At 68.3% G+C, this 25,847-nt stretch carries 20 protein-coding genes; 10 read left to right on the forward strand and 10 right to left on the reverse strand.

Going from position 1 to position 25,847, the window contains the following annotated elements; translation table 11 throughout:
• The first annotated feature begins 3 nt into the window (after nucleotides 1-3).
• The 10 genes from E1H18_RS02095 (at nucleotide 4) to E1H18_RS02140 (ending at nucleotide 10,264) form a co-directional block, all read left to right on the forward strand.
• Entirely contained in the window at nucleotides 4-429 is a 426-nt protein-coding gene (locus E1H18_RS02095) for a SufE family protein (RefSeq protein WP_172263215.1), read from the forward strand.
• On the forward strand, nucleotides 413-1,363 hold the full coding sequence (locus E1H18_RS02100) for a rhodanese-related sulfurtransferase (RefSeq protein ID WP_172263217.1): 951 nt from the start codon (nucleotides 413-415) through the stop codon (nucleotides 1,361-1,363). Before E1H18_RS02095 ends, E1H18_RS02100 begins: the two co-directional genes overlap by 17 nt.
• Before the next feature lie 56 nt (nucleotides 1,364-1,419).
• Complete coding sequence (locus E1H18_RS02105; protein WP_172263219.1) at nucleotides 1,420-1,869, forward strand: PA2169 family four-helix-bundle protein; 450 nt, start codon at nucleotides 1,420-1,422, stop codon at nucleotides 1,867-1,869.
• Between the two features lie 87 nt (nucleotides 1,870-1,956).
• Nucleotides 1,957-2,259: a helix-turn-helix transcriptional regulator gene (locus tag E1H18_RS02110; RefSeq protein WP_206679014.1), complete on the forward strand. Its 303-nt coding sequence runs from the start codon at nucleotides 1,957-1,959 to the stop codon at nucleotides 2,257-2,259.
• A 143-nt stretch (nucleotides 2,260-2,402) separates the two neighbouring features.
• A complete protein-coding gene (locus tag E1H18_RS02115; RefSeq protein WP_172263223.1) occupies nucleotides 2,403-3,785 on the forward strand; it encodes a bifunctional DedA family/phosphatase PAP2 family protein in 1,383 nt (460 codons plus the stop codon).
• A 41-nt stretch (nucleotides 3,786-3,826) separates the two neighbouring features.
• Nucleotides 3,827-4,408: an RNA polymerase sigma factor gene (locus tag E1H18_RS02120; RefSeq protein WP_172263225.1), complete on the forward strand. Its 582-nt coding sequence runs from the start codon at nucleotides 3,827-3,829 to the stop codon at nucleotides 4,406-4,408.
• 115 nt (nucleotides 4,409-4,523) lie between these two features.
• The gene (locus E1H18_RS02125) at nucleotides 4,524-5,504 is read left to right on the forward strand and encodes a FecR domain-containing protein (protein ID WP_172263227.1); all 981 of its coding nucleotides are present in this window, start codon (nucleotides 4,524-4,526) and stop codon (nucleotides 5,502-5,504) included.
• Nucleotides 5,505-5,511: 7 nt separating this feature from the next.
• Nucleotides 5,512-7,929: a TonB-dependent receptor domain-containing protein gene (locus tag E1H18_RS02130; protein WP_172263229.1), complete on the forward strand. Its 2,418-nt coding sequence runs from the start codon at nucleotides 5,512-5,514 to the stop codon at nucleotides 7,927-7,929.
• A gap of 41 nt (nucleotides 7,930-7,970) precedes the next feature.
• Nucleotides 7,971-9,164 carry a hypothetical protein gene (locus E1H18_RS02135; RefSeq protein WP_172263231.1) on the forward strand — a complete coding sequence of 398 codons (1,194 nt, stop codon included), beginning with the start codon at nucleotides 7,971-7,973 and terminating at the stop codon, nucleotides 9,162-9,164.
• Nucleotides 9,165-9,172: 8 nt separating this feature from the next.
• Nucleotides 9,173-10,264 (forward strand): glycosyltransferase family 4 protein, encoded by a 1,092-nt coding sequence (locus E1H18_RS02140; protein WP_172263233.1) that lies wholly within the window; start codon nucleotides 9,173-9,175, stop codon nucleotides 10,262-10,264.
• Here the strand turns inward: E1H18_RS02140 and E1H18_RS02145 are convergent.
• The 10 genes from E1H18_RS02145 to E1H18_RS02190 all read right to left on the reverse strand — a co-directional run bounded on the left by E1H18_RS02145 (nucleotide 10,261) and on the right by E1H18_RS02190 (nucleotide 25,824).
• Nucleotides 10,261-11,946 carry an alkaline phosphatase gene (locus E1H18_RS02145; protein ID WP_172263235.1) on the reverse strand — a complete coding sequence of 562 codons (1,686 nt, stop codon included), beginning with the start codon at nucleotides 11,944-11,946 and terminating at the stop codon, nucleotides 10,261-10,263. The two genes, E1H18_RS02140 and E1H18_RS02145, sit on opposite strands and share 4 nt — an antisense overlap.
• Before the next feature lie 56 nt (nucleotides 11,947-12,002).
• Nucleotides 12,003-14,705, reverse strand: a complete 2,703-nt coding sequence (locus E1H18_RS02150; RefSeq protein WP_172263237.1) for a TonB-dependent receptor — start codon at nucleotides 14,703-14,705, stop codon at nucleotides 12,003-12,005.
• Nucleotides 14,706-14,834: 129 nt separating this feature from the next.
• On the reverse strand, nucleotides 14,835-15,794 hold the full coding sequence (locus tag E1H18_RS02155) for a FecR domain-containing protein (protein ID WP_172263239.1): 960 nt from the start codon (nucleotides 15,792-15,794) through the stop codon (nucleotides 14,835-14,837).
• A complete protein-coding gene (locus E1H18_RS02160) occupies nucleotides 15,791-16,354 on the reverse strand; it encodes a sigma-70 family RNA polymerase sigma factor (protein WP_172263241.1) in 564 nt (187 codons plus the stop codon). Before E1H18_RS02160 ends, E1H18_RS02155 begins: the two co-directional genes overlap by 4 nt.
• Nucleotides 16,355-16,425: 71 nt before the next feature.
• Entirely contained in the window at nucleotides 16,426-17,706 is a 1,281-nt protein-coding gene (locus tag E1H18_RS02165; protein ID WP_172263243.1) for an amidohydrolase family protein, read from the reverse strand.
• Nucleotides 17,703-19,235 (reverse strand): S10 family peptidase, encoded by a 1,533-nt coding sequence (locus E1H18_RS02170; RefSeq protein WP_172263245.1) that lies wholly within the window; start codon nucleotides 19,233-19,235, stop codon nucleotides 17,703-17,705. The genes E1H18_RS02165 and E1H18_RS02170 overlap by 4 nt, the downstream gene beginning before the upstream one ends.
• The gene (locus E1H18_RS02175; RefSeq protein ID WP_172263247.1) at nucleotides 19,232-21,310 is read right to left on the reverse strand and encodes a S9 family peptidase; all 2,079 of its coding nucleotides are present in this window, start codon (nucleotides 21,308-21,310) and stop codon (nucleotides 19,232-19,234) included. The genes E1H18_RS02170 and E1H18_RS02175 overlap by 4 nt, the downstream gene beginning before the upstream one ends.
• A 68-nt stretch (nucleotides 21,311-21,378) precedes the next feature.
• Nucleotides 21,379-21,666 (reverse strand): hypothetical protein, encoded by a 288-nt coding sequence (locus E1H18_RS02180; RefSeq protein WP_172263249.1) that lies wholly within the window; start codon nucleotides 21,664-21,666, stop codon nucleotides 21,379-21,381.
• Entirely contained in the window at nucleotides 21,623-23,854 is a 2,232-nt protein-coding gene (locus E1H18_RS02185) for a TonB-dependent receptor (protein WP_172263251.1), read from the reverse strand. Before E1H18_RS02185 ends, E1H18_RS02180 begins: the two co-directional genes overlap by 44 nt.
• 401 nt (nucleotides 23,855-24,255) lie before the next feature.
• Nucleotides 24,256-25,824 carry a S10 family peptidase gene (locus E1H18_RS02190; RefSeq protein ID WP_172263253.1) on the reverse strand — a complete coding sequence of 523 codons (1,569 nt, stop codon included), beginning with the start codon at nucleotides 25,822-25,824 and terminating at the stop codon, nucleotides 24,256-24,258.
• Nucleotides 25,825-25,847: the final 23 nt, after the last annotated feature.

Genomic DNA, 25,847 nt, shown 5'->3' on the forward strand with positions numbered 1-25,847 from the left:
CCCATGACCAGCCCGATCGACACCGCCCTCACCGACCTCGCCGACGAGTTCGAGCTCCTGGGCGACTGGGAAGAGCGCTATCGCTACGTGATCGAGCTGGGCAAGGATCTTGCGCCCCTGACCGACGCCGAGCGCTCGGAAGACAACAAGGTGCGCGGCTGCGCCAGCCAGGTGTGGCTGGTCACCGAACCGCAGGAAGACGGCACGCTGAAGTTCCGCGGCGACAGCGACGCCCACATCGTCAGCGGCCTGGTGGCCATCATGCTGCGGCTCTATTCGGGCAACACGCCGGCCGACATCGCCGCCTTCGACGCCAAGGCCGCGCTGGACAAGCTCGGTTTGTCCGAAGCCCTGTCTTCGCAGCGCTCCAACGGCCTGAAATCGATGGTCGCCCGCATCCAGCACGACGCCAATGTCCGCCTCGCCTGATATCCGCGTCGCCGCGCTTTACCGCTTTACGCGGTTCGACGACCCGGCGGCCATTCAGGGCCCGCTGGCGGCCCTATGCTGCGGCCTCGGCGTCAAGGGCACCCTGCTGCTGGCTCCCGAAGGCATCAACGGCACCATCGCCGGCGAAGACGCCGCCATCGAGACGGTGCTGGACCACATCCGCGCCCTCCCCGGCTGCGCCGATCTGAAGCCCAAGACCGCCTGGGCCGAACGGATGCCGTTCTACCGGATGAAGGTCCGGCTCAAGAAAGAGATCGTCACCCTGGGCGAGCCGGACCTGGACCCGACCGACGCCGGGACCTATGTCGCGCCCGCCGACTGGAACGCCTTGATCAGCGATCCCGACGTCTTCGTCATCGACACCCGCAACGACTACGAAGTCGCCGTCGGCCAGTTCGAAGGCGCCGTCGATCCCAAGACCGCCAGTTTCTCGGACTTCCCGACCTGGTTCCGCGACTGGCGCCAGGGCGTGGAGGCCGAACGCGGCCCGGACGCCGCCCCGCTGAAAGTCGCCATGTACTGCACCGGCGGCATCCGCTGCGAGAAGTCGACCGCCTTCCTCAAGGCCGAGGGCGTCGCCGACGTCTTCCACCTGCAGGGCGGCATTCTCGACTATCTGGAGCAGGTCCCAGAGCCCGAAAGCCTGTGGCGTGGCGAATGCTTCGTGTTCGACGAGCGGGTCGCGGTCGGTCATGGTCTGACCCAGGGGACCCACGCTTCGTGCCGCGGCTGTCGCATGCCGGTCAGTCCGCAGGATCGCGCCTCGCCGCTGTATATCGAGGGCGTCTCCTGCCCCGCCTGCCACGACCAGCGCAGTGACGACCAGAAGGCCCGCGCCGCCGAACGCCATCGCCAGGCCCTGCATTGCGAAGTCCTCGGCATCGATCATGTCGGCGCGAAGATTACGGGCTGAACCCTAAGCGCCCGCCCTGCGTTGACCCGGCTCACCTTCCAAAGTGGAGTCGCCCCATGCATACGAACGAAGACCACATCAAGCTCGTCAACGGCCTGGTCGAGACCACCATCGATAGCGCCGACGGCTATGAAGAGGCCGCCAAGGACGCCGACAGCGCCCGCTACAAGGACCTCTTCACCCGCCGCGCCCAAGAGCGCCGCTCGATCGCCTCGGAACTGCAGGACGAGGTTCGCCGTCTGGGCGGCGAGGCCAAGGACGACGGCACCATCCTGGCCGCCGCCCACCGCGCCTTCGTCAACCTCAAGGACTCACTGACCAAGGGCGATGAAGCCGTGGTCAACGAGGTTGAGTCCGGCGAGGACTACATCAAGGGCAAGTACGAGAAGGCCCTGCAGGACACCGACGTCGAGCCCCAGACCCGCGCCGTGATCGAAAAGGCCTGGGCCTCGGTCAAGACCGGCCACGATCAGATGCGTGACATCAAGCTGGCGCTGAAACACTAGTTTCGGCTCTAGAGACTTCCGAAGGGCGGGGTCGAAAGGTCCCGCCCTTTCTGCTGCCCGTTTGCTTCTGAGCGTCGCCCACCGCATATGAGAGCGATGGAAGACGCCCCGCCGATCGTGCTCGACGAGCGCCAGGTGACCCTGATCGCCAAGGCCCTGGCCGAGCCGCGCCGCCGCCAGATCCTCAAGGAGATCGGCGCGGCCAGCGAGCCCACGGCCTGCGGCGCGGTCGCCGCCCATATGCCGGTCAGCGCCGCCACCTTCTCGCACCACATGAAGGAGCTCGAGACGGCCGGGCTGATCCGCATCTGCCGCCAGGGCAAGTTCGCCTTCCTGGTGTTGCAGCGCGATGTCCTGAACGCCTATCTGGCCCAGCTCGCCGAGATCTGAGCCCCCTGAACCTTGGGGTTTTGTATAGCCGCCGACATCGCGCGCGAAGGTCGCGGGCGGCATCGTCGCGCGCGCATCAAGCCGCCGACGCGGCGTCGTGATCGCCACCCAAGATCATCGATCGCCAAGGCGCCGCCCTCACCGTGAACGCATATCTCGACCTCGCCGGGGACGTCATTCGCCGACATATCGCCTGGGCCCCGGCCTTCGCCTTTGCGGTCGCCTTTCTGGAAAGCCTGCCCTTCATCGGGCTGTTCGTGCCCGGAACCTCGCTGCTTCTGGGCCTGGGCGCGGCGACGGCGATGAGCGGCGGCTCCCTGGCGCAGATCCTCGCCGCCGCCGCGGTCGGCGCGGTCCTGGGGACATGGATCTCCTATGAAGTCGGCCGGCAATATGCCGGCCGGCTGGATCAGGCTCGCGTCTTCCAGTCCCGCCCAAAGATGCTGGCCGCCGGCGAAGCCCTGTTCCACCGCCATGGCGCAGCCAGCGTGGCGATCGGCCGCTTTCTGCCCGTCATGCGCCCTATGGTCCCGATGATCGCCGGAGGCTTTGGCCTGGAGCCGCGCCGCTTCCATCGCGTCAACATCCTGTCGGTGCTGCTGTGGGCGCCGGCCTTCATCCTGCCGGGCGCGCTGGCGGGCCTCACCGCCGAGGCCGTCGGGGGCGGCTCGGCGTTCATCCTTCTGGCGCTCACAGCGGCGCTGATCGGCGGCGCCGTGCTGCTGCGCCGCGTGAAGTTGGCGCCGGAGAAGGCGGCCGGCCAATGGCGGCTGGCCGGTCTGACCGCCGCCGGCCTGCTGGTCATCTTCGTCCTCGCCTTGGGCGTCATCGTCGTCAGTCGACCGTGGGTGAGCCAAGCCGATATCGTCGCGGCGCGTTGGGTCTTCAGCCTGCGGACACCGTCTCTCGACGGCCTCATGGTCGCGGCCTCGGCGCTGGGCGACGGCAGCCAGCGCACAGCCGCCACGGTGCTCGTCGCGTCATATCTGCTGTGGAGCCAACGCTGGCGATGGGCCGTCGCTCTGGTCAGCGTCATGGCCGGCGCCGCCCTGGCCACGGCCGCCATCAAGGCCGCGTTTCACGTCGCGCGCCCCTCGGTTCTCTATTCCGGCGTCGACGCCTTCAGCTTCCCCAGCGGCCACGCGAGCTCGGCGGCGGCGCTCTACCTGACCCTCGCCTGGATGGCCGGACGCGGCCTTCCGCGCCCCTGGCGTCCGCTAGTCTGGACGGGCGCCGCCGCGATCGTACTGCTGACGGCGATCTCGCGCGTCTATATCGGCGCGCACTGGCCCTCGGACGTCGTCGCCGGAATGGCGCTGGGCGGCGCGCTCGCCAGTCTGGCGATGGCCTACGGCGCGACGGCCGCGCAGCCGCCCTCCCCGCGCGTAGGTCCAGCGTTCGACGGGCTGGTCTTCGTCGCCGCGCTCCTGCTGGTCGCTGGCGTGCAAGGCCCGACCGTCATCACCAAGGCGCAGGCGCTGTATCGCCCCTATCTGGACGCCGGGCCGGCGTCGCTGCGGGAATAAGCTGCGGGGCTTGGCCTCCTGTACGGGGCCGGGCTAAATCAATGCCGATTCCCTACAGTCCGCACGATCGCGGCGCCGCATTCGTCCCGCTGAAGGACCCAGCCTTGGCCGCTGAGACGCCGCTTCTGGAGAGCTACCTGGAACGCACGGCGGAGATGCGTCGGTTCTTCCAGGCGCGCCTGGGACCTTCGGCCGACGTCGAGGATCTCGTTCAGGAACTGTATCTGAAGGTCTGCGCCGTGCCCGCGGACGAGATGATCCTGAAGCCGGAAGCGTTCCTGTACCGCCTGGCGCAGAACCTGATGCTGGATCGACTGCGCGCCAAGCGGCGGGCGGGCGCGCGCGACGCCGAATGGCGGCGCAACAACCAGGCCAGCATCGGGGTTATCGACGTCGTCGACGCCCCCGACGCCGAGAGCGCGGTGATCGCCCGCCAGCGCCTGCAGAAACTGGTGACCGCCCTGGAGACCCTGGCGCCGGCCACCCAGCGCGCGTTCCGGCTGCACAAGTTCGACGGCCTGTCCCAAGCCGAGGCCGCCGAACGCATGGGCATTTCGCGCAGCGCCGTCGAGAAGCACATCGCCCTGGCCCTAAAGCATCTCGTCATCCGGGTCGGCCGATGATTGTTGCATTTTCGCACCACCGGACCCACAACCGAGGTGGCCTCGCCCATCGTGCGGCGTCGGAGATCCAGGCGCCCCCTTCGGCCGCCGCCACAACCGGAGCCGCAACGAAACCATGACCGCCACCCCTGCCCTAGATCCGGTCCATCGGGAGGCGGCTGTCGAATGGTTCATCCGACTGCAGGGCGAACCCGAGGTCGAGGACTGGACGGCCTTCCAGGCCTGGCTCGAAGCCGACGAACGCCATCGCCTGGCCTATGACGAGGTCGAGGCGACCTGGCTTGATCTCGACGAGACGGACGAGACTCCGGCTGCGGAGCCCGCGCCCCAGACCGTCGTGCCCTTTCGCAAGCCTTCGCGCCGGCCGCCCGCCTGGACCTGGGGCGTCGCGGCCCTGACGGCGGCGGCGGCGGTCGTCACCCTGGCCGTCCTGCCGACCTTGACCGCCCCCCAGACCCAGACCTTCACCACCGCCAAGGGCGAGGTGCGCGACATCACCTTGGCGGACGGCTCGCGCCTGAGCCTCAGCAGCGACACCCGGCTGGAAGTCCGCCTGGCGCGCAAGCAGCGCGATGTCGTCCTGGCGCGCGGCGAAGCCAGCTTCGACGTGGCGCGCGACGAAAGCCGCCCCTTCACCGTCCAGGCCGGCGATCGCGACGTGCGCGTGCTGGGCACCGAGTTCAACATCCTGCGCTCGGACCAGACCTTGGCCGTGACGGTGCGGCGAGGCGTCGTGCGGGTTTCGGACGCCGGTCAAGCCGACGTCCATCAGCTGACCTATGGCGACCAGTTGCTGCATCGGGTCGGCGAGAGCCGCTCGACGGTCCGCAAGGTCCAGCCCGATCGGGCCTTCGCCTGGAAGAAGGGCCGCCTGACCTACGAGAACGCCCCGCTGTCCGAGGTCGTCGCCGACCTCAATCGCTACGTCCCGACGCCGATCCGGGTTGATCCCGGCGCGATACAGGTCAAGGTCAGCGGCGTCCTGTTGATCGACAAGGAAGCAGCGATGCTGCGGCACCTGGAACTGTTCGCTCCCGTCACGGCCGAGAACACCGGGACGGAGATCGTGCTCAAGGCTCGCGCGCCGAGCTACTGATCCGCGCATGCGTCCTGTCCACCCTCTGCATGCCGGCGCCCTGGCGCTCGGCCTGACGGCCGCCCTGGCGCCGTCGACGGCCAGTGCGGCCCCGGCAAAGGTGCGGGTGAACGTTCCGGCCAAGCCGGTGCACGCCGCACTGATCGATCTGGCGCTGCAGACCCAAGTCTCGTTGGGCGGCGACCTGTTCGCCTGCCAGGGGCGCAGCGACGCGGTGTCCGGACGCATGCCGCTGTCCGAAGCCCTGCGACGCATCCTGGCCAAGTCCGGCTGCGACTACACCATCCACGACGCCTTGACGGTGGTGATCACCGCCAAGCCCAAGCCGCGGTTTTCGCTCCAGAAGCTGATCGCCTTGCCGCCGGCGCCCCCACCTTCCCCGCTGGCGCTCGGCGAGGTCGTGATCACCGCGCCCAAGAGCCCCGAGCTGCTGGGCCGCACGCCGTACATGATCTCGTCCTTCTCGGGCGCCGCCCTGGCGCGCACCCGTTCGGTGGGCCTGGCCGACCTGACGGGCCAGGTGGCCGGCATGGTGGTCACCAACCTGGGTCCGGGTCGCGACAAGATCCTGCTGCGCGGCCTGTCCGACGGCGCGTTCACCGGCGAGACCCAGTCGACCGTGGCGCTTTATCTGGACGACGTCCCGATCACCTACAACGCGCCCGATCCCGACTTGCGCCTGGCCGATCTCGAGCGGGTCGAGATCCTGCGCGGGCCGCAGGGGACGCTGTACGGCGGCGGCTCGATCGGCGGCGTCGTACGCCTGCAGACCCGCAAACCCGACCTCGACGACTATTCCGCAACGCTGCTGGCGGGCCTGTCCGCCACGCGCCGCGGCGGCCTGAACCACGAGCTGGAAGCGGTCGGCAACCTGCCGCTGATCCCGGGAAGGGTCGCACTGCGGGGGGTCATCTATCGCGAGCGCTTCAGCGGCTATATCGACAATCCCACCCTCGCCGCGGACGACAGCAACGTCTCCCGGCGCGATGGTGTGAGGCTGGCCTTGCGCGCGGCTGTCACCCCGAACTGGACGGCTGCCGCCGGCTTCAATTTCCAGTCCATCGACACCGCCGACACCCAGTATGGCTTGCGCCGCCTGGGTCCGTTCACCCGCGACAACCGCATTCGCGAGCCGCACGACAACGACTTCAACCAGGTCTATGCGACCCTCGCCGGTGAAGGCGAATGGGGACGGGTCGTCGCCTCCGCCGCTCGCCTGAACCATCATTTCGAGAGCCGCTACGACGCCTCCTCGGCGCTTCCCCGCTTTGGCGCGTCGGCAGGATTGGCCGCCTTCGACGAGTCCAAGGAGATCAATCTGACCGTGGCGGAGGTCACCTACTCGTCGCCGGCCGGGCGCCGTTTCCACTGGCTGGCCGGTGCTTTCGCCTCGTCAGGAAGGACCAGCCTGGAGACGGAACTGCTGAGGCAGCCGACCGCCGAAACGGCGCTCTATGGCGAGCTGCGCACCGACCGGATCAACGAAACCGCGATCTATGGCGAGGCCAGCTACAACCTCACCGAGGCGCTGTCGGCCAGGATGGGCCTGCGCCTGTTCCGCTTCAATCTCAACACGCGCTCGACCGTCGAGCAGGGCGCCGGGGTCCGGCCTTTCCGGGGTTCGGCCAACGCCACCGGCCTGTCGCCGAAGTTCATGCTGCGCTACACGCCGACGCCGGACCTGACCCTGTACGCCCAGACCGCCGAGGGCTATCGCCCGGGCGGTTTCAACACCAGCGGCCAGATCGGCCAACCCTATGATGTCCCCGACGCCCCGCAGCGTCGTTATGGCGCCGACGAGCTCTGGAACTACGAACTCGGCGCCAAGACCCGCTGGCTCGACGACCGGCTGCAGGTGCGGATCGCGGCCTTCTACGCCACCTGGGAAGCCATCCAGAGCGATCAGTACCTGCCTGACGGTCTGCTCTACACCGTCAATGTCGGCTCGGGCACCAATCGCGGCCTGGAGGTCGAGGCGGCCTGGCGCGCCAGCGAGCGGCTGGACCTCAAAGCGGCTGGCCTCGTCAACGAGCCGGAAGTCACGGCCCTCGCCGACCATTTCAACGCCCGCATCGACGCGGGCCTGCCCGGCGTGCCCAAGACCTCGTTCAGCCTCGCCGCCGACTACCACCGGCCGCTGGTCGGCGACTGGACCCTGCGCCTGCAGGGCCGCGCGGCCTATGTCGGGCCTTCCCACCTGACCTTCGACGCCGACAACAAGCACACCATGGGCGACTACGTGACCGCGCGACTGAGCGCCTCGCTGGAAAACGCGCGCTGGACGCTGGACGCCTATGTCGACAACCCGTTCGACCTCACCGCCAACAGCTTCACCTTCGGCAACCCCTTCCGTCTGGCCCAGGATCGTCAGATCACGCCATTGCGTCCGCGCACGGTCGGGATGCGTCTGAGCGCGCGCTTCTAGAAATCGATGTGGGTCGCCGCCCGCGCCGACGTCGTCGGCGCATGCGCATCGGCTTCCTCTTCAATCACGATCAGATCCACCAGGTCGCTCACAGCCTGCCCATCGCCATAGCGCTGGCGCAGTGGGCAGATGCGGAGGTCATCGTGGCGACCACCAATCCGCGGCTTGCGGCCGAGGTGCGTCGCCTGGGTGGCCCGGCGATCGGCCAGTCCGTCGAGCATGTCGAACTGGCGCTGAACACGGTCGGCTCGAAGATCCTGGCCGCGTCGCTGGACGCCCTGCTGCCGGCCGCCAAGCTGCTGGTCTACAGCGACAATCTCGACTTCTTCCGGTCGCTGGACGTGCTGGTGGTCGCCGAGAAGACCTCCCTGATCCTCAAGTCGCGTCATGGCCTGAAGGACCTGAAGATCGTCCATACCCGCCACGGCGCGGGCGACCGGGCGATCGGCTTCGACAAGGTCAGCGCCGATTTCGACCATGTGCTGGTCTCCGGCCCCAAGATCCGCGACCGGTTGATCGCCGAGGCGCAGGTCGCCCCCAGCAAGATCTCGATGGTGGGCTATCCGAAGTTCGACGTCGCCGGCCAAGGCGCAAACGTGCATCCGCTGATCGAGGACGGTCGTCCGGTCGTGCTCTACAATCCCCACCTCTCGCCGCACCTGTCGTCCTGGTACGAGATCGGCCGGCAGGTGCTGGACTGGTTCGTCGAGCACGACGACTACCACCTGATCTTCGCGCCGCACGTCATGCTGTTCGAGCGGTCGTTCGTCGTGACCATCGACAAGCTGCGGATCGACCGCCCGGGTCGCATCGAAGAACGCTATCTGCGTGCGCCGAACGTTCACATCGACCTGGGCAGCCGTGCGTCCACGACCATGGCCTATACGCGCCGCGCCGACATCTATCTGGGCGACGTCTCGAGCCAGATCTACGAGTTCCTGCTGAACCCCAGGCCGTGCGTGTTTCTCAATCCGCACCGCCTGTCCTGGCGGGGCGATCCCAGTTTCGCGCACTGGCGCAACGGCCCGGTCATCGAGGGTCCAGACCAGCTGGAAGCCGCGCTTCACCAGGCCCAAGCCGGACATGAGAGCGTCTGGCGACCGGTGCAGGAGGCGATGTTCGCCGAGAGCTTCGACCTGACCGACCAGCCGTCTTCCGAACGCGCCGCCACCGCCGTCGCCCGGTTCGCCGGCCTCTCCCACGCCGAGGCGCCGCTGCGCCGCGCCAGCGCCTGAGACCGACCATGCGCATCGCCTATGTGATCAATTCGATGGAGGGCGGCGGGGCCTGCGCACCGCTTCCCGCCGTGGTTCGCGTGCTGGAGATCGAGGGCGCCACGGTCGAGGTCTTCGCCCTGCTGCGCCGCGACGGACTGGGTCTGCCCGCCCTGCAGCGGGACGGCGTCACGGTTCACGTGCGCGACGGCGCCGAGGGCGACCATATCTCGGCGCTCCTCTGGCTGGACAAGGCCATGGAAGGCTTCGCGCCGGACGTGATCTGGACCTCGCTGAGCCGCGCCACCGTGCTGGGCCAGATGATCGGCGCGCATCGGAGCGTTCCCGTGGTGAGCTGGCAGCACAACGCCTATCTCAAGCCGTCGAACGCCTTCCTGCTGCGCACCGGCCAGCGCCTGTCGCGCCTGTGGATCGGCGACTCTCAGTCCGTCACCACCCTCACCGCGCGTCGCCTGGGCGCCCCGCCCGATCGCCTGACCACCTGGCCCCTGTTCTCGGCCGATCCCACCGCCCCGGTCGCTCCGCCCTGGCGTCCCGGCCAGCCGGTGCGGATCGGCAGCCTGGGCCGACTGCACCCGGCCAAGGGCTATGACCTGCTGATCAAGGCGCTGGCCCGGCTGAAGCTCCAGGGCTTCTCGCCTCCCGTCCCGTTCGAGGTGGCGATCGGCGGCCAGGGCCAGCAGCGATCGGCCCTGCAGGCGGCGATCGATGCGGCGGGCCTTACCCATGTCGTTCTGACGGGCTACGAGCCCAGGCCGCGCGACTTCCTGGCCGGTCTGCACCTCTATGTCCAACCCTCACGGCGGGAAGGCCTGTGCATCGCCGCGCACGAGGCGATGCAGGCGGGCCTGCCGGTCATCGCCACCGCGGTCGGCGAAATGCCCTACAGCATCGCCGACACCATCAGCGGGGTCGTCGTGCCGCCCAGCGACTCCCGGGAGCTGGCGTCCGCCCTCGCCGACATGTTGAAGGCTCCCGAGCGCCTGGCCGCGATGGGCCAGGTCTCGCGCGAGCGGATCCTGACCCAGTTCGGCGCGGACGCCTTCCACCGCAACGGCGCGCGGATCGTCGCCAAGCTCCGCCGCGGCCGCCTGGGCTAGGCGCTTGTCGGCGTAACCGTCATCGCGCCTGCCCGCGTCGCGCTGATCCGGCAGAAACGTTCGGCGCTCCCGCCGCGCACCGCAATGTTGGCCACCTTGAAATAGTCGCAGGTGATGGCCTGACGGCCGATCTCGACCAGCAAGAAGCCGTGGTCGCGCGCGTGGGCGAAGCGGACGTCCGGATTGCGATCGACCAACGCCTTCTCCGCCACCGCATAGATGCGGGGGTCGGGACTGATGGTCTCGTAGCCGCCGGGCGAGGTGATGCTGCCCACACCGAATTCCACGCCCACCGGGGTCTCGTCGCGCGGGTCGTGCAGGCGATTACCCCAGAACATGTGCGTGTCGCCGGTCAGGACCGCCAGATTGGCCTTGGTCTTGCGCACGGTGTCGTAAAGGCGCAGGCGCGCGGCGGAATAGCCGTCCCAGGCGTCCAGATTGATCGGCAGCCCCAGACGCGTGCTCTCCAGCCAGCGCTTGGCGCCGGGCCGGGTCAGGGCGTCGTCCAGCAGGTCCTTGGGCAGCAGCGACATGAAGTCGGGCGCGCGCATCCGGGCGACGATGACCTGGTTGGCCAGCATCTGCCACGCAGCGCCGCGCTTGACCGACGCCGTCAGCGCCTGGTCCAGCCAGGCCTCCTGCCTCGCCCCCATCATCGAGCGCTGGGGCGCATCCAGAACCTCCTTCTCGAAGCGGACAGGATCGGGACGCCCCGCGGCGTCGCGAATCATGTCGCGCGAGGCGCTAGGGGCCTTGGTGCGGCCGGTCAGGCGGGTCTCGATGACGATCAGCGAAACCAGGTCGCCGTAGTCATAGACGCGGTTCAAGGCGTGACGCGGCTGGCCCGCGGGCGGATCGCGCATCGGCAGCCATTCGAAATAGGCCTGGATGGCGGCGTCCCGGCGCGCTTCCCAGGCCCCTTCGGTCTTCTCGTCATGAGCCGGCGAGCCGCCCATCCAGGCATTGTTGGCGGTCTCGTGGTCGTCCCAGATAGTGATGAAGGCCGCTCGCGCATGCAGGTCCTGCAGGTCCGGGTCGGTGCGGTACTGGGCGAAGCGCTGACGGTAGTCGGCCAGGGTGACGATCTCGTGCGCCGGCTGGTGCTGACGGCCCAAGATCTTGCTCTCGGCGCCGCCATAGCCGTCGACGCCGTACTCGTAGATGTAGTCGCCCAGGTGCACGACGGCGTCGATCGGCGAGGTCAGGTCGGCGATGGCGCGATAGGCGTTGAAATAGCCGAAGCCGTAGTGCGAGCACGACACCACCGCCAGCCGCGCCGCCTTGACGCCCTTGGCCGGCAAGGTCCTGCCGCGACCGACGCGCGACACCGCGTCGGCGCTGCGGAAGCGATAGTGGTAGGTCGCGCCGGGCTTGAGGCCTTCGACCTCGACCTTGCAGGTGTAGTCACGAGCAGGACCGGTCGTGGCGACGCCCGATCGGATGATCTTGACGAAGCCTTCGTCCGTCGCGACCTCCCAGGCCAGGCGGATCTCGCCCCCCTCCCCGACGGCGCGGGTCCAGAGCAGCAGGCCGCTCGGCGTGGGGTCGCCGCAGGCCACACCGTGGGTGAAGACGGCGGTGCTCAGCTTGTCCTGCGCCAGGACCGGCGTGGACGACAGGGTCGCGCCGGCGCCGAACAGGGCCAGCAAGCCACGCCGCGAGGGACGAACGGGATCAGTCATGAAAGCCGCCAAACCTTGGAGAAAGGCCCCGGCGTCCTTCGCCGGGGCCCAGGACATCAGAAGCGATAGGCCAGGTTGACGCGGAACATCCGCGGCAGGCCCGGCATGACCGAGACTTCCTTGTACACTTCGGCGGCGGGCGTGAAGTAGGTCTCGTTGAACAGGTTGTCGACGTTCACCGACAGGGTCATCTCCTTGACCTTCACGAAGGCCGCCAGCCTCGCCAGAGTGTATTCCGGCAGGCGCAGGCTGCTCTTCAGGATGCCGCCGGTCTCCGACACATAGGTCGCGCCGGCCGTGACGCCCGCGGTCGCCTCGCCCCCCATGACCTGGAACGGATCGGTCGTGTAGGTCCCGAACACGCTGAGCACGGTGTCGGGCATGGTGCGCACGACATAGCCGTTGGTCAGTTCGGCGATCGAGCCGGCGTTGTTGACGGCGAAGGTGCCGCCATAGGCCAGGGCCGGGTTGGTAATGCCGAACTGCTCGGGGCGCAGCTCCAGATACTCCCCCTTGCCCTTGCCGGGCGCGTCGACCTTGGTCTCCTGCAGGGTCAGGGCCGTGGTGAAGCTGAGGTTGCTGGTCGCCAGCCAGTGGGCCTCGACCTCGAAGCCTTCCGAGGTGTTGCCGCTGACATTGCCCAGCACGTCGGTCGAACGCCGGAACTGCTCGTAATAGGCCGCGCTGCCGACCAGCGAGCCGTTCAGCAGCGAGAACTTGACGCCTGCTTCCTTCAGCTCCGAGGGCGAGATGAACAGCTGGTTCTGCACGGAGCCGACCGACACGCCGCCGGTCTGGGTCGATTCCAGCGAGCGCGGCTTGGCGTAGGTGACATACGGCGTCAGGCCCCACGGCGTCTCGTAGCGCGCCGAGAGCGACCAGGTGATGGCGTCGTCCTTGTTGGACACCCAGCGGTTCTTGGTCCCGAAGACGGTCTCGCCCTTGTTGATGGCGTTGACCTCGTAGCGGTCCCAGCGCAGGCCGGCCAAGATGCTGAACCGGTCGAAGATCGTGATGTCGCTCATCCCGAAGACCGAGCGGCTGTTCCAGTTCATGTGATGACGCGAGTCCCACATCTCCAGGCCGCTGGCGGCGACGCGGGGCGTGGCGATGCGGTCGCCGGCCGTGGAGCCGAACGACAGGTCGCGGCGGTTCAGGCCGATATAGCCCGACAGGAACGACTCGTACTGCTTGGCCTTGTGGTCGCGATAGCCGGCTCCGACGATGGTGTCGGCGCGGACATGGTCGCCGATCCGGGTCGGGAACTTGTAGGTCAGCCGACCCTCATAGGCCTTGGCATAGTAGTCGGCCGCGAAGCCGAAGCTGTTGAAGCGCTCGTTGTTGAACTCGTCGGCGAAGCCCGCGAGGGTCAGCACCGAACCGTTCGACATCTCCTTCTTCAGCGCGCCATAAGCGGTGAAGGTCTCGCTGTTGTTGTGGTCGGCCCTGTCGGCCATGACGTTGCGGCGGCTGAGCCTGGTCGTGCCGACGCCCTCGTCCAGCGCGAACTTGGCGTTGTTGCGGCCGCCATATTCCATGATCTGACGGATGTTCGAGGTGCCGCCCGAGGCGCCGAACGCCGCGTCGATCTCGCTGTACTCGATCATGCCCGAACCGTTGAGATCCTTCAGATCGGTGTCGCGGCCGGTGATGTAGACGCCGTTGTCGATCAGGTTCTGGCTTACGCGGTTCCAGCCCGGCGACTGGATGCGGCCCGACTCCTTGAAGCGCATCAGGTTGACCTCGGTCGACCAGCCGCCGCCGAAGTCGCCCACATAGCTGGCCTGCAGGTTCCAGTGCTTGGGGTGGATGTTGCGGTAGTAGGAGTCGGAATCCTCGCGCTCGACATAGAACGCAAAGCCCCCGGCGCCGGTCGGCACGACCAGGTCGGCGGCAGCGTTGCGGCGGCCGTACGAGCCGACGGTCAGGTTCACCCCGCCGCCCAGTTCATCGGCATAGCGGGCATTGGCGCCGCGCGCCGACTTCGGGATGAAGTTCAGCAGGCCGCCGACCTTGCCCGGACCATAGATCGGCGAGGACGGACCGCGCAGCACCTCCACATAGGCCGCCGCGCCCAGGTTGGACGAGGCGCTGCCGCGGTTCTCGATGCGCTTGAAGCCCTGGAAATAGGTGTCGGCCAGGGTGCCGCGGACATTCAGATTGCCGGGAACGCCGAAAAAGCTGGCCGTGAAGGCGCCGGGAACGGCGGTCACCAGGTCGTCGACGTTCTGCATCCCATAGCGCGCGATGGTGTCGGCGCTGACCCGCGAGGCGGCGCGCGGGGTTTCCAGCAGCGAGCGATCCAGGCCCAGAAAGCCATCCGTGGCGCTCTTCTGCAGGCGGCTCAGCGGGTCGAAGCGGGCGGTGACGATGACGTCGTCGAACATCGCCGGCTCGGCGCGGACCTCACCCGGCATGATCACGAACACGCCGTTGGCGTCGCGGCGATAGGTCAGGTTCGAGCCTTCCAGCAGACGCGACAGCGCCTGGGCCACGGTCATCGAGCCGACCAGGGTCGAGGCGCGGCGATGCTCCAGCGACACCTCGGTCGCCAGGATCACGGTGTTGGTCTGCTCCGACAGCGCGATGACGGCGCGGTCCAGCGACTGGGCCTCGATCCGCACCTGGTGCGTCGCGGCGACGGCGGCGCGTGGCGCCGAGGCTTGAGCGGCGAGCGCGGGCGTCGCCGCGCAGGCCAGGACGAGAACGGCGGCGGACGCCGAGAAAGCGGCCCGCAGGCCCATACGGTGGCTGGTCAACTCGATCCCCTAGACGATGACGTCCGTGGCCTCTGTGGCCCCGACAGCTTCAAACACCGCCTAGACGTCGCTCGCCCGCGCCCCTTCCAGCCGAGACGACGATTTCACTAAAACTTCAAAAGCCGGGGCTCAGTCGACCACGTCGGGCTTGCCCGGGGACCGCTCCAGATGCGCGCCCATCTCCCGCGTCATGCTCTCCAGGGCCTGGGGAATCTGATCGACCGCGAAGCTGGCCGTCACCCGCCGCCCATCCAGCGCCGGTCGTTCGACCACCACGCCCGGGGCGTAGTAGCGATTGAGCTCGACAACCACGTCGGAGAACGGCGCGTCGACAAAGACCAGCCGCTGTCGCCGCCACGCCGCCGCGCTGGTCAGGTCGAAACGCGCGCGGCGCAGGTCGTGGCCCACCAGGGTCACCCGCTCGCCCGGACCGGCCAGCAGCACCTCCCGCGCGCCGCGGGCGCTGATCCGCACCTTGCCTTCGGTCACCAGAACCTGCGGTCCGGCCGGCGTGGCGCGGACTTCGAAGGCGGTGCCGACCGCCTCGGCCTTCAAGCCTTCCAGATTGACCGTGAACACCCGCGCGGTGTCGTGGGCGACGTCGAAATAGGCGTCGCCCTCGGCCAGGGTCACCGTCCGCGCGCGATCGGTGATCAGGGTCTTCATCCGCGTCGCGCCGGCCAGGGAGACCCTCGAGCCGTCCTCCAGGGCCAGGTGGCGGATCTCACCGACCTCGGTGGCCAGGGCCCGGCCCGCGGTCAGGCGCTGGATCGCGAACGGCGCCAGGCAGACCACGGCCAGGCAGGCGGCGACGGCAGCCCAATGCGGAACGCTCCTCGCCTTCTGCCGGCGGGCGGGCGTCGCGATCGGCGGCGCGGCGGCCAGGTCCAGGCTCCTGGCGTTCAGCGACGGCGACCAGGCTAGTTGCGCCCACAGCGCCTCGCCTTCGGCATAGGCCGCCGCATGGTCCGGAGAGGCCGCCAGCCAGGCGTCCAGGGTCTTCTGCTGCTTGGCGTCGAAGTCGCCGCCGGCCTTCAGGGCCAGCCACTGCATGGCCTGTTCGGCGATATCCGTCTCGAGGGCCGTCATGCCGCCTCCGCCCCGACAGCCCGCAGACGCGTGCGCAGCTCGACCAGGGCGGCGGCGATCTTTCGGCTGATGTCGGCGGGGGAACGGTTGGTCATGCGGGAGATCTCGGCATAGGTCAGTCCATCGATCCGGCTCATCCGCAACAGCTCACGGGCGTCCGGCGACAGGCTTTCGAGCGCCCGCTCCAGGGCCTGCTGTTGCTCCTGCTGCATCAGAACCTCTTCCGGGGTCAATTCCGGCGGCGTCAGAGACGGCGCTTGCGAGAAGGCCGCCCACCGGCGTTTCTGGCTGTTGGCGCGACGGATCGAGTCCCGCAGCGCGTTGCGGGCCATGACGAACAGGAATGCGCGCGGATCGGCGATCGCCTCGCGATCGTCCAGCCGGCAGAACTTCAAGAGCGCGCTCTGGATCGCATCGTCGACGCCGTCCTGGTCGGGGCCGAACCGGCGCGTCAAGGCCGTCCGGATCTCGACGCCATAGCGGCCGAGCCAGTAGTTCAGAGGTCGGCGCGCCGCCCCCGTCTCAGCCTCATGTTCGCCTTTGCCCGACACCGTCGCCACCAGATCCGAAAGCCGGCGCGTTAGCGGCTTCGTGTGACGTTCGTTTGAACCGGTGGGGCCTCAAGCCCCCGCTAGCGCGTCAGGACCAGTCCGCCCTTCATCACCAGAACAGGCCGCTCCAGGACCGTGACATCGGCCAGCGGATCGCCGTCGACGGCCACCAAGTCGGCTGCGAAGCCCGGCGACAGGCGGCCGATCTCCTTGTCCAGGCGGAAGTGCTCGGCGGCGTTGACCGTGGCGGTGCGGATGGCCTCTAGCGGCGTCAGGCCCGACTGGACCAGCAGGGCGAACTCGCGGGCGTTCTCGCCGTGCGGCGACACCCCGGTGTCGGTGCCGAAGGCGATGCGCACCCCGGCCCTGTGGGCGCGGCGGACGATGGCCTTCATGTCGTGGCCGGACGAGCGCGACTTGGCCCGCTGGTTGTCGGTCATGCCGGAATCAGCCTTCTCGGCCTGGCGCGCCACATAGTCGCCGACCAGCAGGGTGGGGATGAACCAGGCCTTGGTCTGCACGAACAGGCGCACGGACTCGTCGTTCTGGAACGTGCCGTGCTCGACGCTGTCGCCGCCGGCCGCCAGGAAGCTGTTGATGCCGTCCGTGCCATGGGCGTGGCCGGTGACGGTGCGGTTCATGAAGTGCGCCGTCTCGACGATGGCTTCCAGCTCGCCCTTCGAGAAGTGCTGGCCCAAGCCGGTATTGGCGTCGGAGGTCACCCCGCCCGTGGCGGTGATCTTGATGATGTCGGCGCCGGCCTGGATGCGCTCGCGCACGGCGCGGCGGCAGTCGTCGGGACCCGAGCAGACCCCGCCCGAGCGCATGTGCGGGATCAGGTCAGACTTGACGCCGTTGACGTCGCCATGACCGCCGTGCGGCGAGATCATTCCGGCCGAGGCCACGATGCGCGGCCCGCTGACCTGGCCCGAGGCGATGCCGTTGCGCAGGGCCACGATCGCGTCGCTGGGCGCGCCCAGGTCGGCCACGGTGGTGAAGCCCGCCTCCAGCGTCTTCTTCGCATTGGCCGCGCCCTGGATCGCGGCGGCGGAGTCGCTGCGGGCGAACTTGTTGTAGCGGCTGTCGGGTCCCGGTTGGTTGGTCAGGTGGACGTGGCTGTCGATAAGGCCCGGCAGCACGAACCGCTGGCGCAGATCGACCACCCTGCCCTCGCCCACGAAGCCGTCACGGATCTCGACCACGCGACCGTCCTCGACGACCAGGGTCTGGTTGCTGGCGACCTTTCCCGTGGCCGGATCGGCCAGCAGCTTGCCGGCATGGACATAGGTCCGCTCGGCCGCGTTGGCGCCGCCGAAGGCGACCAGCGCCAGGGCGACAAGGCTGACGGCGCGCGCGATCATCGGGCGGCCGCCTGGTCGTAGAAGCTGACCAGCTCGCGGCGCATGGCCACAAGGCCCGGCTGGTCCAGATAGGGCATGTGGCCGCCGGGCAGGTAGCGCTCGGTGATGTTGGCCGCCAGGGCCGGCGGCAGGTTCATGTGCGCCAGGTCCCACTCGGTGGCGAAGAACGGCGTGGTCAGGTCGTAATAGCCGCTCAGCGACAGCACCTTCAGATGCGGGTTGGCGCGCATGGCCACGGCTAGGTCGACGGTGGTGTTGGCCCCCGAATACTGGAACGGCGCGCCGCCGGGCGGCTGGTGGCTCCAGGTCCAGCGGTCCATCATCGCCCCGTCAACGACGATGTAGTCCATCTCCGGCGCATATTTCAGCGTCCCGGCCACGTGACGGTTGAAGCCGGAGACATAGGCCGCGCCGATGCCGCCGGCCGGGTCGGCCCCCGCTCGCTCCTGCACCCCGTCGGCCGGCGTACCAGTGAAGCGGGTGTCGGACGAGCCCAGGATCTTGCCCTGGTCGCGCAGCAGCTCGGCGGTGAAGCGCGGCGACAGCACCCGCAGGTTGGCGCGGTCCCAGTATTGAGCCGAGACGCCGGTCAGGGCCTCCAGCCGCTGGGCGACCGCCGCACGCTCGGGAGCCGGCAGCTTGTGGCCCTTGGATAGCGCCGCCGCATAAGGGCCGAGGGCGAATTCGCGGGCCTGCTGGACGTGGGCCTCCAGCCCTTCGCCGCGCGGCACGCGCTGGTGGTACCAGGCCGAGGCGGCATAGGTCGGGATCAGGTTGACCGGCTCGCGGTCCAGGCCCGAGGCGTGCTGGCCAAAGTTCAGGATCGACGACATCAGCACGACGCCGTTCAGGTTGATGTTCGACGCCGCCAGCTTGTGGGCGAGCACCGCCGAGCGCGGGGATCCATAGGACTCGCCCAGCACGTACTTGGGCGCATCCCAGCGGCCATTCTCGCCGACATAGCGCTTGATCGCCTGGGCGAACGCGGCGGCGTCCTTGTCGATGCCGTAGAATTCCTTGGCCATGTCGGGCGAGGCCAGGCGCGAATAGCCGGTGCCGATGGCGTCCAGGAACACGAGGTCGGTGCGGTCCAGGATCGACTGGTCGTTCTCGACGAGCGGGTTGCCCGACGGCCGGGTCGGGGCCGGGCTGTCGGTGCGGGCATAGACCGGCGACAGGCCGCCCATGTGCAGCCACACCGTCGAGGAGCCCGGGCCGCCGTTATAGACGAAGGTCACCGGCCGTTCGGGCGCGCCCGGCGCGCGGTCGGCGACATAGGCGACGTAGAACATGTAAGCCGCGGGCGTGTTGTCGCCGCTGGTCAGGGTCAGGCGGCCGGCCTTGGCGGTGTAGGCGACCTTCTTGCCCTCGATGGTCACGGCGCCGCGTGTGACACTGACAGGACCGGCGGCGCTGGTCGAAGCCGCGGCGGGCGGCTTGGCCGGCGGGGCGTCGGCGGCCTGAGCGGCGGTCGACAGGGCCAGGACGCTGGCCGCGACAGCAGCCAGACGGAACTTACGGCGGGTCATGGCTTGGCGGCTCCTTGCTGGGTGCGCGCCGGATCGTGGGCGCGGAACCAGCCGATGATGTTGTCGGTCTTGGCGATGAACTGGGTGGGCCTCGCGCCGATGTTGTGGCCCGAGCCCGGGATGCGGGCCAGGGCGCTGTCGACGCCGCGCAGCTTCAGGGCGGTGTAGAATTGCTCGGCCTCGGCCGGCGGCGTGCGCCAGTCCTCCTCGCCGACCATGACCATGGTGGGCGTCTTGACGTGGCCGGCGCGCGACAGCGGCGACAGCTTCCAGAAGAGCTCGAGGTCGTCCCACGGCATGGCGCGGATCTGGTGGCGGGCGACATGGGCGGCGGTGTCGCCGGCCAGCATGGTGCTGACCCAGTTGATCACCGGATTGACCACCACGGCGGCGGCGAAGCGATCGGTGTTGCCGACGATCCAGGCCGTCATCGCCCCGCCGGCTGAACCGCCGGTGACGAACAGGCGCTGGGGATCGGCGACCTCGACCGCCACGGCGGCGTCGACCACGCTCATCAGGTCGGCCAGGTCATCCTTGCCGGGATAGGTGCGGTCGATGGTCAGGGCGAAAGCCTCGCCATAGCCCAGCGAGCCGCGCTGGTTGGCGAACAGCACCACGAAGCCCTCGGCGGCGAAGCGCTGCAGCTCGGCGGCGAAGGTCGGGCCGTACATGATCGCCGGCCCGCCGTGGATCTCCAGGATGGTCGGATAGCGCTTGCCGGGCTGGTAGTCGGGCGGCAGCAGCATCCAGGCGTCGATCGCCCGGCCGTCGGCGCTGCTCTTCACCGGCAACTTGCGGACCTGGCCCATGGCCACCCCGCCCAGGGCGTCCTGGTTCAGGTCGGTCAGCCGCTTGGCCGCCGCGCCCGAGGTCATCAGGGCGATGTCGGACGGCCGATCGGGGCGGCCCTGCGTGTAGGCGATCGACAGGCCGCCGTCCTTGCGCCTGGCCAGGCTGTAGGAGCCGCCGACATAGGGCCGGCCGCCCGCGCCTTCGTTGAGGTCGCTGGCCAGGGTGGTGATCTTGCCGTCCAGCGTGATCCGCAGCAGTTCGATGCGGCCCTCCGACATCGCCGTGGCCAGGATCGCCGCGCCGTCAGGCGTGAAGGTGGGCGAGGACAGCGAGCGGTCCAGCCCGGCGGTCAGGCTGCGCGCGCCCGAGCCGTCGGCGTTCATCACGTAGAGCTGGTTGGTCTGCCACGAAACCTTGCGGTCGTCATAGCCGACATAGGCGATGCGGCGGCCGTCCGGCGACACGGCCGGCTGGGCGTCGGGCCCCTTGCGCGTGGTCAGGGCCACAGCCTCGCCGCTGGCGAGATCGATGCGGAAGAGATCACTCTCGCGCGGATCCAGATCGGCGTCGGGATTGGCGTTGGCGCTGGCGACCAGAGCCCCCTGCCCCAGCCAGGCGATGTCGCCGTAGCTGACGGCCCCTTGGGTGACCTGGCGTTCGGTCCCGCCCTCGACGGGCAGGACGAAGACCTGGGTCGCGCCGGGCTTCAGGAACCCCGCGCCATCGGCGTGGACGTCCAGCCGGTCATAGATCTTGGCCGGCGGCCCCCACTCGGCGCCCGGCGGCGGGGCCGGCGGGGTCGCGAAGCTGGGCGGCTTGGCGTCGACGAAGCGCAGATAGGCGATGCTGGCGCCGTCGGGCGACCAGATCGCGCCGCGCGCGCCGCCGCCCAGCTTGCCCAGCGACCAGTCGGCGCGGGTGGCCAGGTCGAGCACGCGCAGCTCGGGTCCGGCGCTGTAGAGCAGCCGCTGGCCGTCGGGCGACCAGCGTGGGGCCGAGGCCGAGGCGGCGCCGGCGACCAGGGCCCGCTGCTCGCCGGTCTTGGCGTCGATCACCCAGATCGACGAGCGATAGCGGTCGGTCATGACGTCGGCCGCGCGGCGGACATAGGCGATCTGCGCCCCGTCCGGCGAGAGCTGCGGATCGTGCGCGCTCTCCAGCTTGAAGACGTCCATAGCCGCAAATTTGGCGGAGGGAATTTGAGCGAAGGCGGCCGGCGCAGCGGCCAAGGTCAGAGCAGCCAGGGCCGCGCCGAGGCGCAGACGGCGATGCGGGCGGTCCATCTCGGCTCCCGATATGACTTTGAAAAAGAAGCGGGCCCGACCAGTGGCCGGGCCCGCGGAAGATCCGCTTAGAAGCGGTAGCTGGCCGAGACCCCGACCGTGCGCGGCCGGAACGTGACCTCGCGATAGACCGGGTTGAACTGGCGGTAGACCGAGCACGAAGGGCCAGAAGTCGCCACGCAGCCCGAGCGGCCGTTGGAGTTGTGCACCGCCAGGACGTCCTGCGAATTGAACAGGTTGTCCGCAAACAGCGCCAGTTCGACCTTGTCGGTCAGGTCCAGGCCGGCGCGTGCGGTGACGAAGTGGGTCGCCTCACGCTGGCCGTTGACGTCGGGCGGAATAGCCGGCCGAGCCAAAGGTCACACCGCTCCAGTAGGACGAGGCGTACTGGTAGTCGGCGCGGATGTAGCCGTCGCGGCCGCCCAGGCTGAAGGCGTACTGCAGGCCCAGGGCCAGCTTCCAGTCCGGCACCGGCAGCGGGTCGCCCTTCTTCAGATAGACCGTGTTGTTCGGGGCCGGGCCGACGACGCCCTCGACATATTCGGCGTCGCTGTAGCCGATGGCCGCGTTGACGGTGAAACCGGCGCCCAGGTTAGCCTTGATATCCAGGTCGACGCCCTGGCTGATCGCCTTACCGGCGTTGACCGTATAGGTGAAGCCGCAGGTCGGCAGGCCGTAGTTGGTCTGGGTCTGATCCCATTCCAGGCGATAGACGCTGCCGTTGATCTGGGCCCCGAAGAGATTGACCTTGGCGCCCAGCTCGTAGTTCCAGACCGTGTCGCTGTCATAGGTGTCCGGCGTGCCGGTGATGCCCAGCGAGGCCAGGTCCGTGGCGCAGCGCACGGGCGGACGCTGGTTGACGCCGCCGACGCGATAGCCGCTGGAGATGGTGCCGAAGATCGAGTTCGAGCCGTCGTAGAAGTACTGGAAGCCGATCTTGGGCGAGACCTGCTTTTCGGCGATCTGGCCCAGGATCACGCCGCCGTTGGCGACGGTCGGCGTGCTGATGCCGGCGATCGGGCCGGCGGTCAGCTGCGAGTAGTCCAGATCGGTGCGCGACAGACGCAGGCCGCCGATCAGCTTGAACTTGTCTGTGACGCTGAAGGTGGCCTCGCCATAGGCGGCCACTTCGTTGTCGGTCATGTCGTGGTCGCGGTAGTATTCGAGGTTACCCGGCAGCAGAGGCACGCCGAAGATGCCTTCCGGCGGCAGGCCATAGATGGCCTGGGTCAGGTCGGCGACGTTGGCGCGGTACTCGGTCAGGGCCTTGATGGTGATGTCGCTGTAGTAGACGCCCGCCACCCAGCTGAGACGCGAGTCCGGATTGGCCGAGGAGAAGCGCAGTTCGCCGGTGAAGCCGTCGCGCTTGTTGTCGTACCAGGGATAGGACTCGTAGATCGGCAGCTTGGCGATGAACGGATAGCCGCCCTGGTGGTTCTGCGGCTCTTGGTAGGAGAAGTTCATGTTGCCGCGGCTGTTGTCCTTCACATAGGTCAGGACGCCCAGCACGGTCATGTGCTCGAACGCGTATTCGGCCGAAACCGACGGCAGGAGCAGCTCGTTGCGCACCCCGACATTGGGCATGCAGTTGCCGAACTGGCCCGCGAAGTTATCGCCGACGTTGCAGACGTCGCCCGAGTTATAGTTGCCCTTGCCGTAGTAGTTGTAGGGACCGTAGGTCGTGGCCGGATTGTTCGGACGGGCCGGCGCCGTGTGCTGCGCCACATTGCGCCAGTAGTAGTCGTCCTGGCGGGTCTTCTGCATCGACCAGTACAGCGACGGATTGATCGTCAGCTTGTCGTTGGCCTGCAGCAGGAACGAGATGCGGGCGGCCGCGGCGTCGGACGAGTTGGCGTCCTTCTTGAAGGTCTTGCCGCTCAGGCGATCGACATAGTCGATATAGCCGCCGGTGTGACGGCCGATGACGCTGGCGCGGAAGCCCAGCTTGTCCTCGATGATCGGGCCGCCCATGGCGATGCCGCCGTCATAGTTCCAGTCGCCCGACTTGGTCTTGGAGACATTGGTGCGGGCGTGGCCCGACATCGTCGTCAGGCTGGGCTTGGGGGTGATGAAGCGGACCGTGCCGCCCTGCGAGCCGCCGCCGTACAGCGTGCCCTGCGGACCGCGCAGCACTTCGACGCGCTCCAGGTCGAACAACAGCGGGATGGGCGTGCCGCTGCCGGCAGGGCCGCCGCGCTTGGTCAGCGGGCTGTCGTCCAGATAGACGCCGGTGGTGGCCGCGCCGGCCTGGGGCACGACGCCGCGGATCGAGATGGTCTGAACGGCGCTATTGGAGCCGACATTGCTGACCGACAGGCCGGGCACGCTGCGCGCCAGGTCGGCGGCGTCTTCGATGCCCTGGCGGTCCAGGCTCTCTTGGGTGACGGCGGTGATGCTGAGCGGCGTGCGGTTGATCGACGTCGCCTGGCGGGTCGCCGTGACGATGATTTCCTCGATCGCCGATTCCGGCTGAGCGGCGCTCTGCGCGAAGGCGGGCGTGACGATCGACGACGCCAACAGAATGAGTTTGAGACTCGGACGCATTTTATTCCCCCTTGTTCTTGGGCCGGCCATTCCAGGAAGGGTGTTTCCCGGGGACGCGCTATTTATTTCACATGTTATGTGTTTTGCGCCGACAGAAATTTGTCAAGTTAATTTGTTTTTCCTGACATGATGAAAAAAGGAGCGAGCAGCCATTCAGACACGCCACAAATCGTGCGAAAACTTCATGATTACAGGCCCTTATCGTTCTGTTTGATTTTTAGGCTTGCCTGTTCGCCGAGTGGCGTTTTGGGTATCGACGGCTCGTTTCCCCTCGCCCGCGCCAGACGCAAAAACGCGCCCACGGGCGGAAAAGCCCGGGGCGGCGCCTACACTTCGACTTACTCGGCAATACTTGAGACGCACGCGCCGACCGGACCGGGGCCCGGTCGCCGCCGCATCGACTACTGAGGCTGCGACGGCTTGGACGAGCGATCGTAGAAGGCGTCCAGGTCGCGCTTCATCTTCTCAAGCGCCAGCTTGTCGTTGAAGGCCATGTGGCCGGTCTCGTAGATCTTGTAGTCCACGTTGCCGATCAGCGACGGCTCCAGCAGCATGTGATCCATGCCGTATTCACCGGAGAAGAACGGCGTCGACATGTCGTAATAGCCGCTCATGGCCAGGACCTGCAGCTGCGGATTGCTGCGCATGGCCGCCGCGAGGTCGAGCGCCACGTTGGGCGAGTCCAGCATCTTGTTGCCCGGCGCGCGGTGATGGTTATCCCACGCGCTCGAGACTTCCATGTTGTTCAGCGACCGGAAGTTCATCGGCGAGCGCCACTTCAGATCGCGGCTCAGATAGTCGCGATAGGTCGACAGATAGGCGCTGGAAACGCCGGCGGTCGCCGGGTCGTCGGTTGCCGGATCGAAGCTGCCGCTCATCGCGCCATAGGCGTGGGGCGCGGTGAAGCGGGCGTCGAAGCGGCCGGTGATCTTGGCGTCGGCGCGCAGCAGCTCGCGGCGATAGGACTCCAGATCGACCCGCAGGTTGCGGCTCATCAGATAGTCGACCGGCAGGCCGACATAGGCCGACAGCTGCTCGGCGACCTTGCGCTTTTCCTCCAGCGGCAGGGCGTGGCCGCGGCCCAGGGCCAGAGTGTAGGGCCCGCGGGCGAACTCGCGCACCTCGGCCATGTAGGCCTTGAGGTCGGCGGGACGGTTCTGCAGGCGGTTATGGTACCAGGCGGTCGCCGCATAGGTCGGGACCAGGACGGCGTAGTCGTTGTCCTGACCGCCGTCGCCGTTGACGACCAGCGACAGCAGCACGACGCCGTTGAACTGCATGCCCTGGTTCTGCAGGCGATAGACCAGGCCGGCGGCGCGGGTGGTGCCGTACGACTCGCCGAACAGGTACTTGGGCGAACCCCAGCGCTCGTTGACAGTCACGTAGCGGGTGATGAACCGCGCGAAGCTGTCCATGTCCTGCTCGGTGCCCCAGAAGGTCTTGGCCGGGGTGTCGCCGATCGGGCGCGAATAGCCGGTGCCGACGGCGTCGACGAAGACTAGGTCGCTCTTGTCGAGGATGCTGCCGTGGCTGTTCTGCAGGACGTAGGGCGCGGGGCCGGTGGCCTTGGGCGCATGGACCACCGCCTGGACGGGACCGATACCGCCGATGTTCAGCCAGTGGCTGGCCGAGCCCGGACCGCCGTTGAACAGGAAGGTCACCGGGCGCGGCGGAGCGCCAGCCGGACGGTCGGCGACATAGGCGACATAGAACATGCTGGCGTTGGGATCGCCGTCATGGCTCTGGATCGTCAGCGTGCCGGCCGTGGCCGTGTAGGCGATCTTGGCGCCGTTGATCACGGTGCTGTGGCGCGTGACGCTGGACAGCTCCTCGGAGGTGGCGCGGCCCGACATCGGGTCCAGGGCGGCGGGACCCTTCGGCGGAGCCTTGGCGGCGTCCTGGGCCAGAGCGGCCGGCGCGGCCGAGGCCATCAGGAGACAGAGAGCGGCGGCGGCGAAGTTGATGCGCATTGTCGTTGTCCTTTTCGCGGACG

This window comes from Caulobacter sp. RHG1 (assembly GCF_013181195.1).
In the GTDB taxonomy this organism is placed as follows: Bacteria; Pseudomonadota; Alphaproteobacteria; order Caulobacterales; family Caulobacteraceae; genus Caulobacter.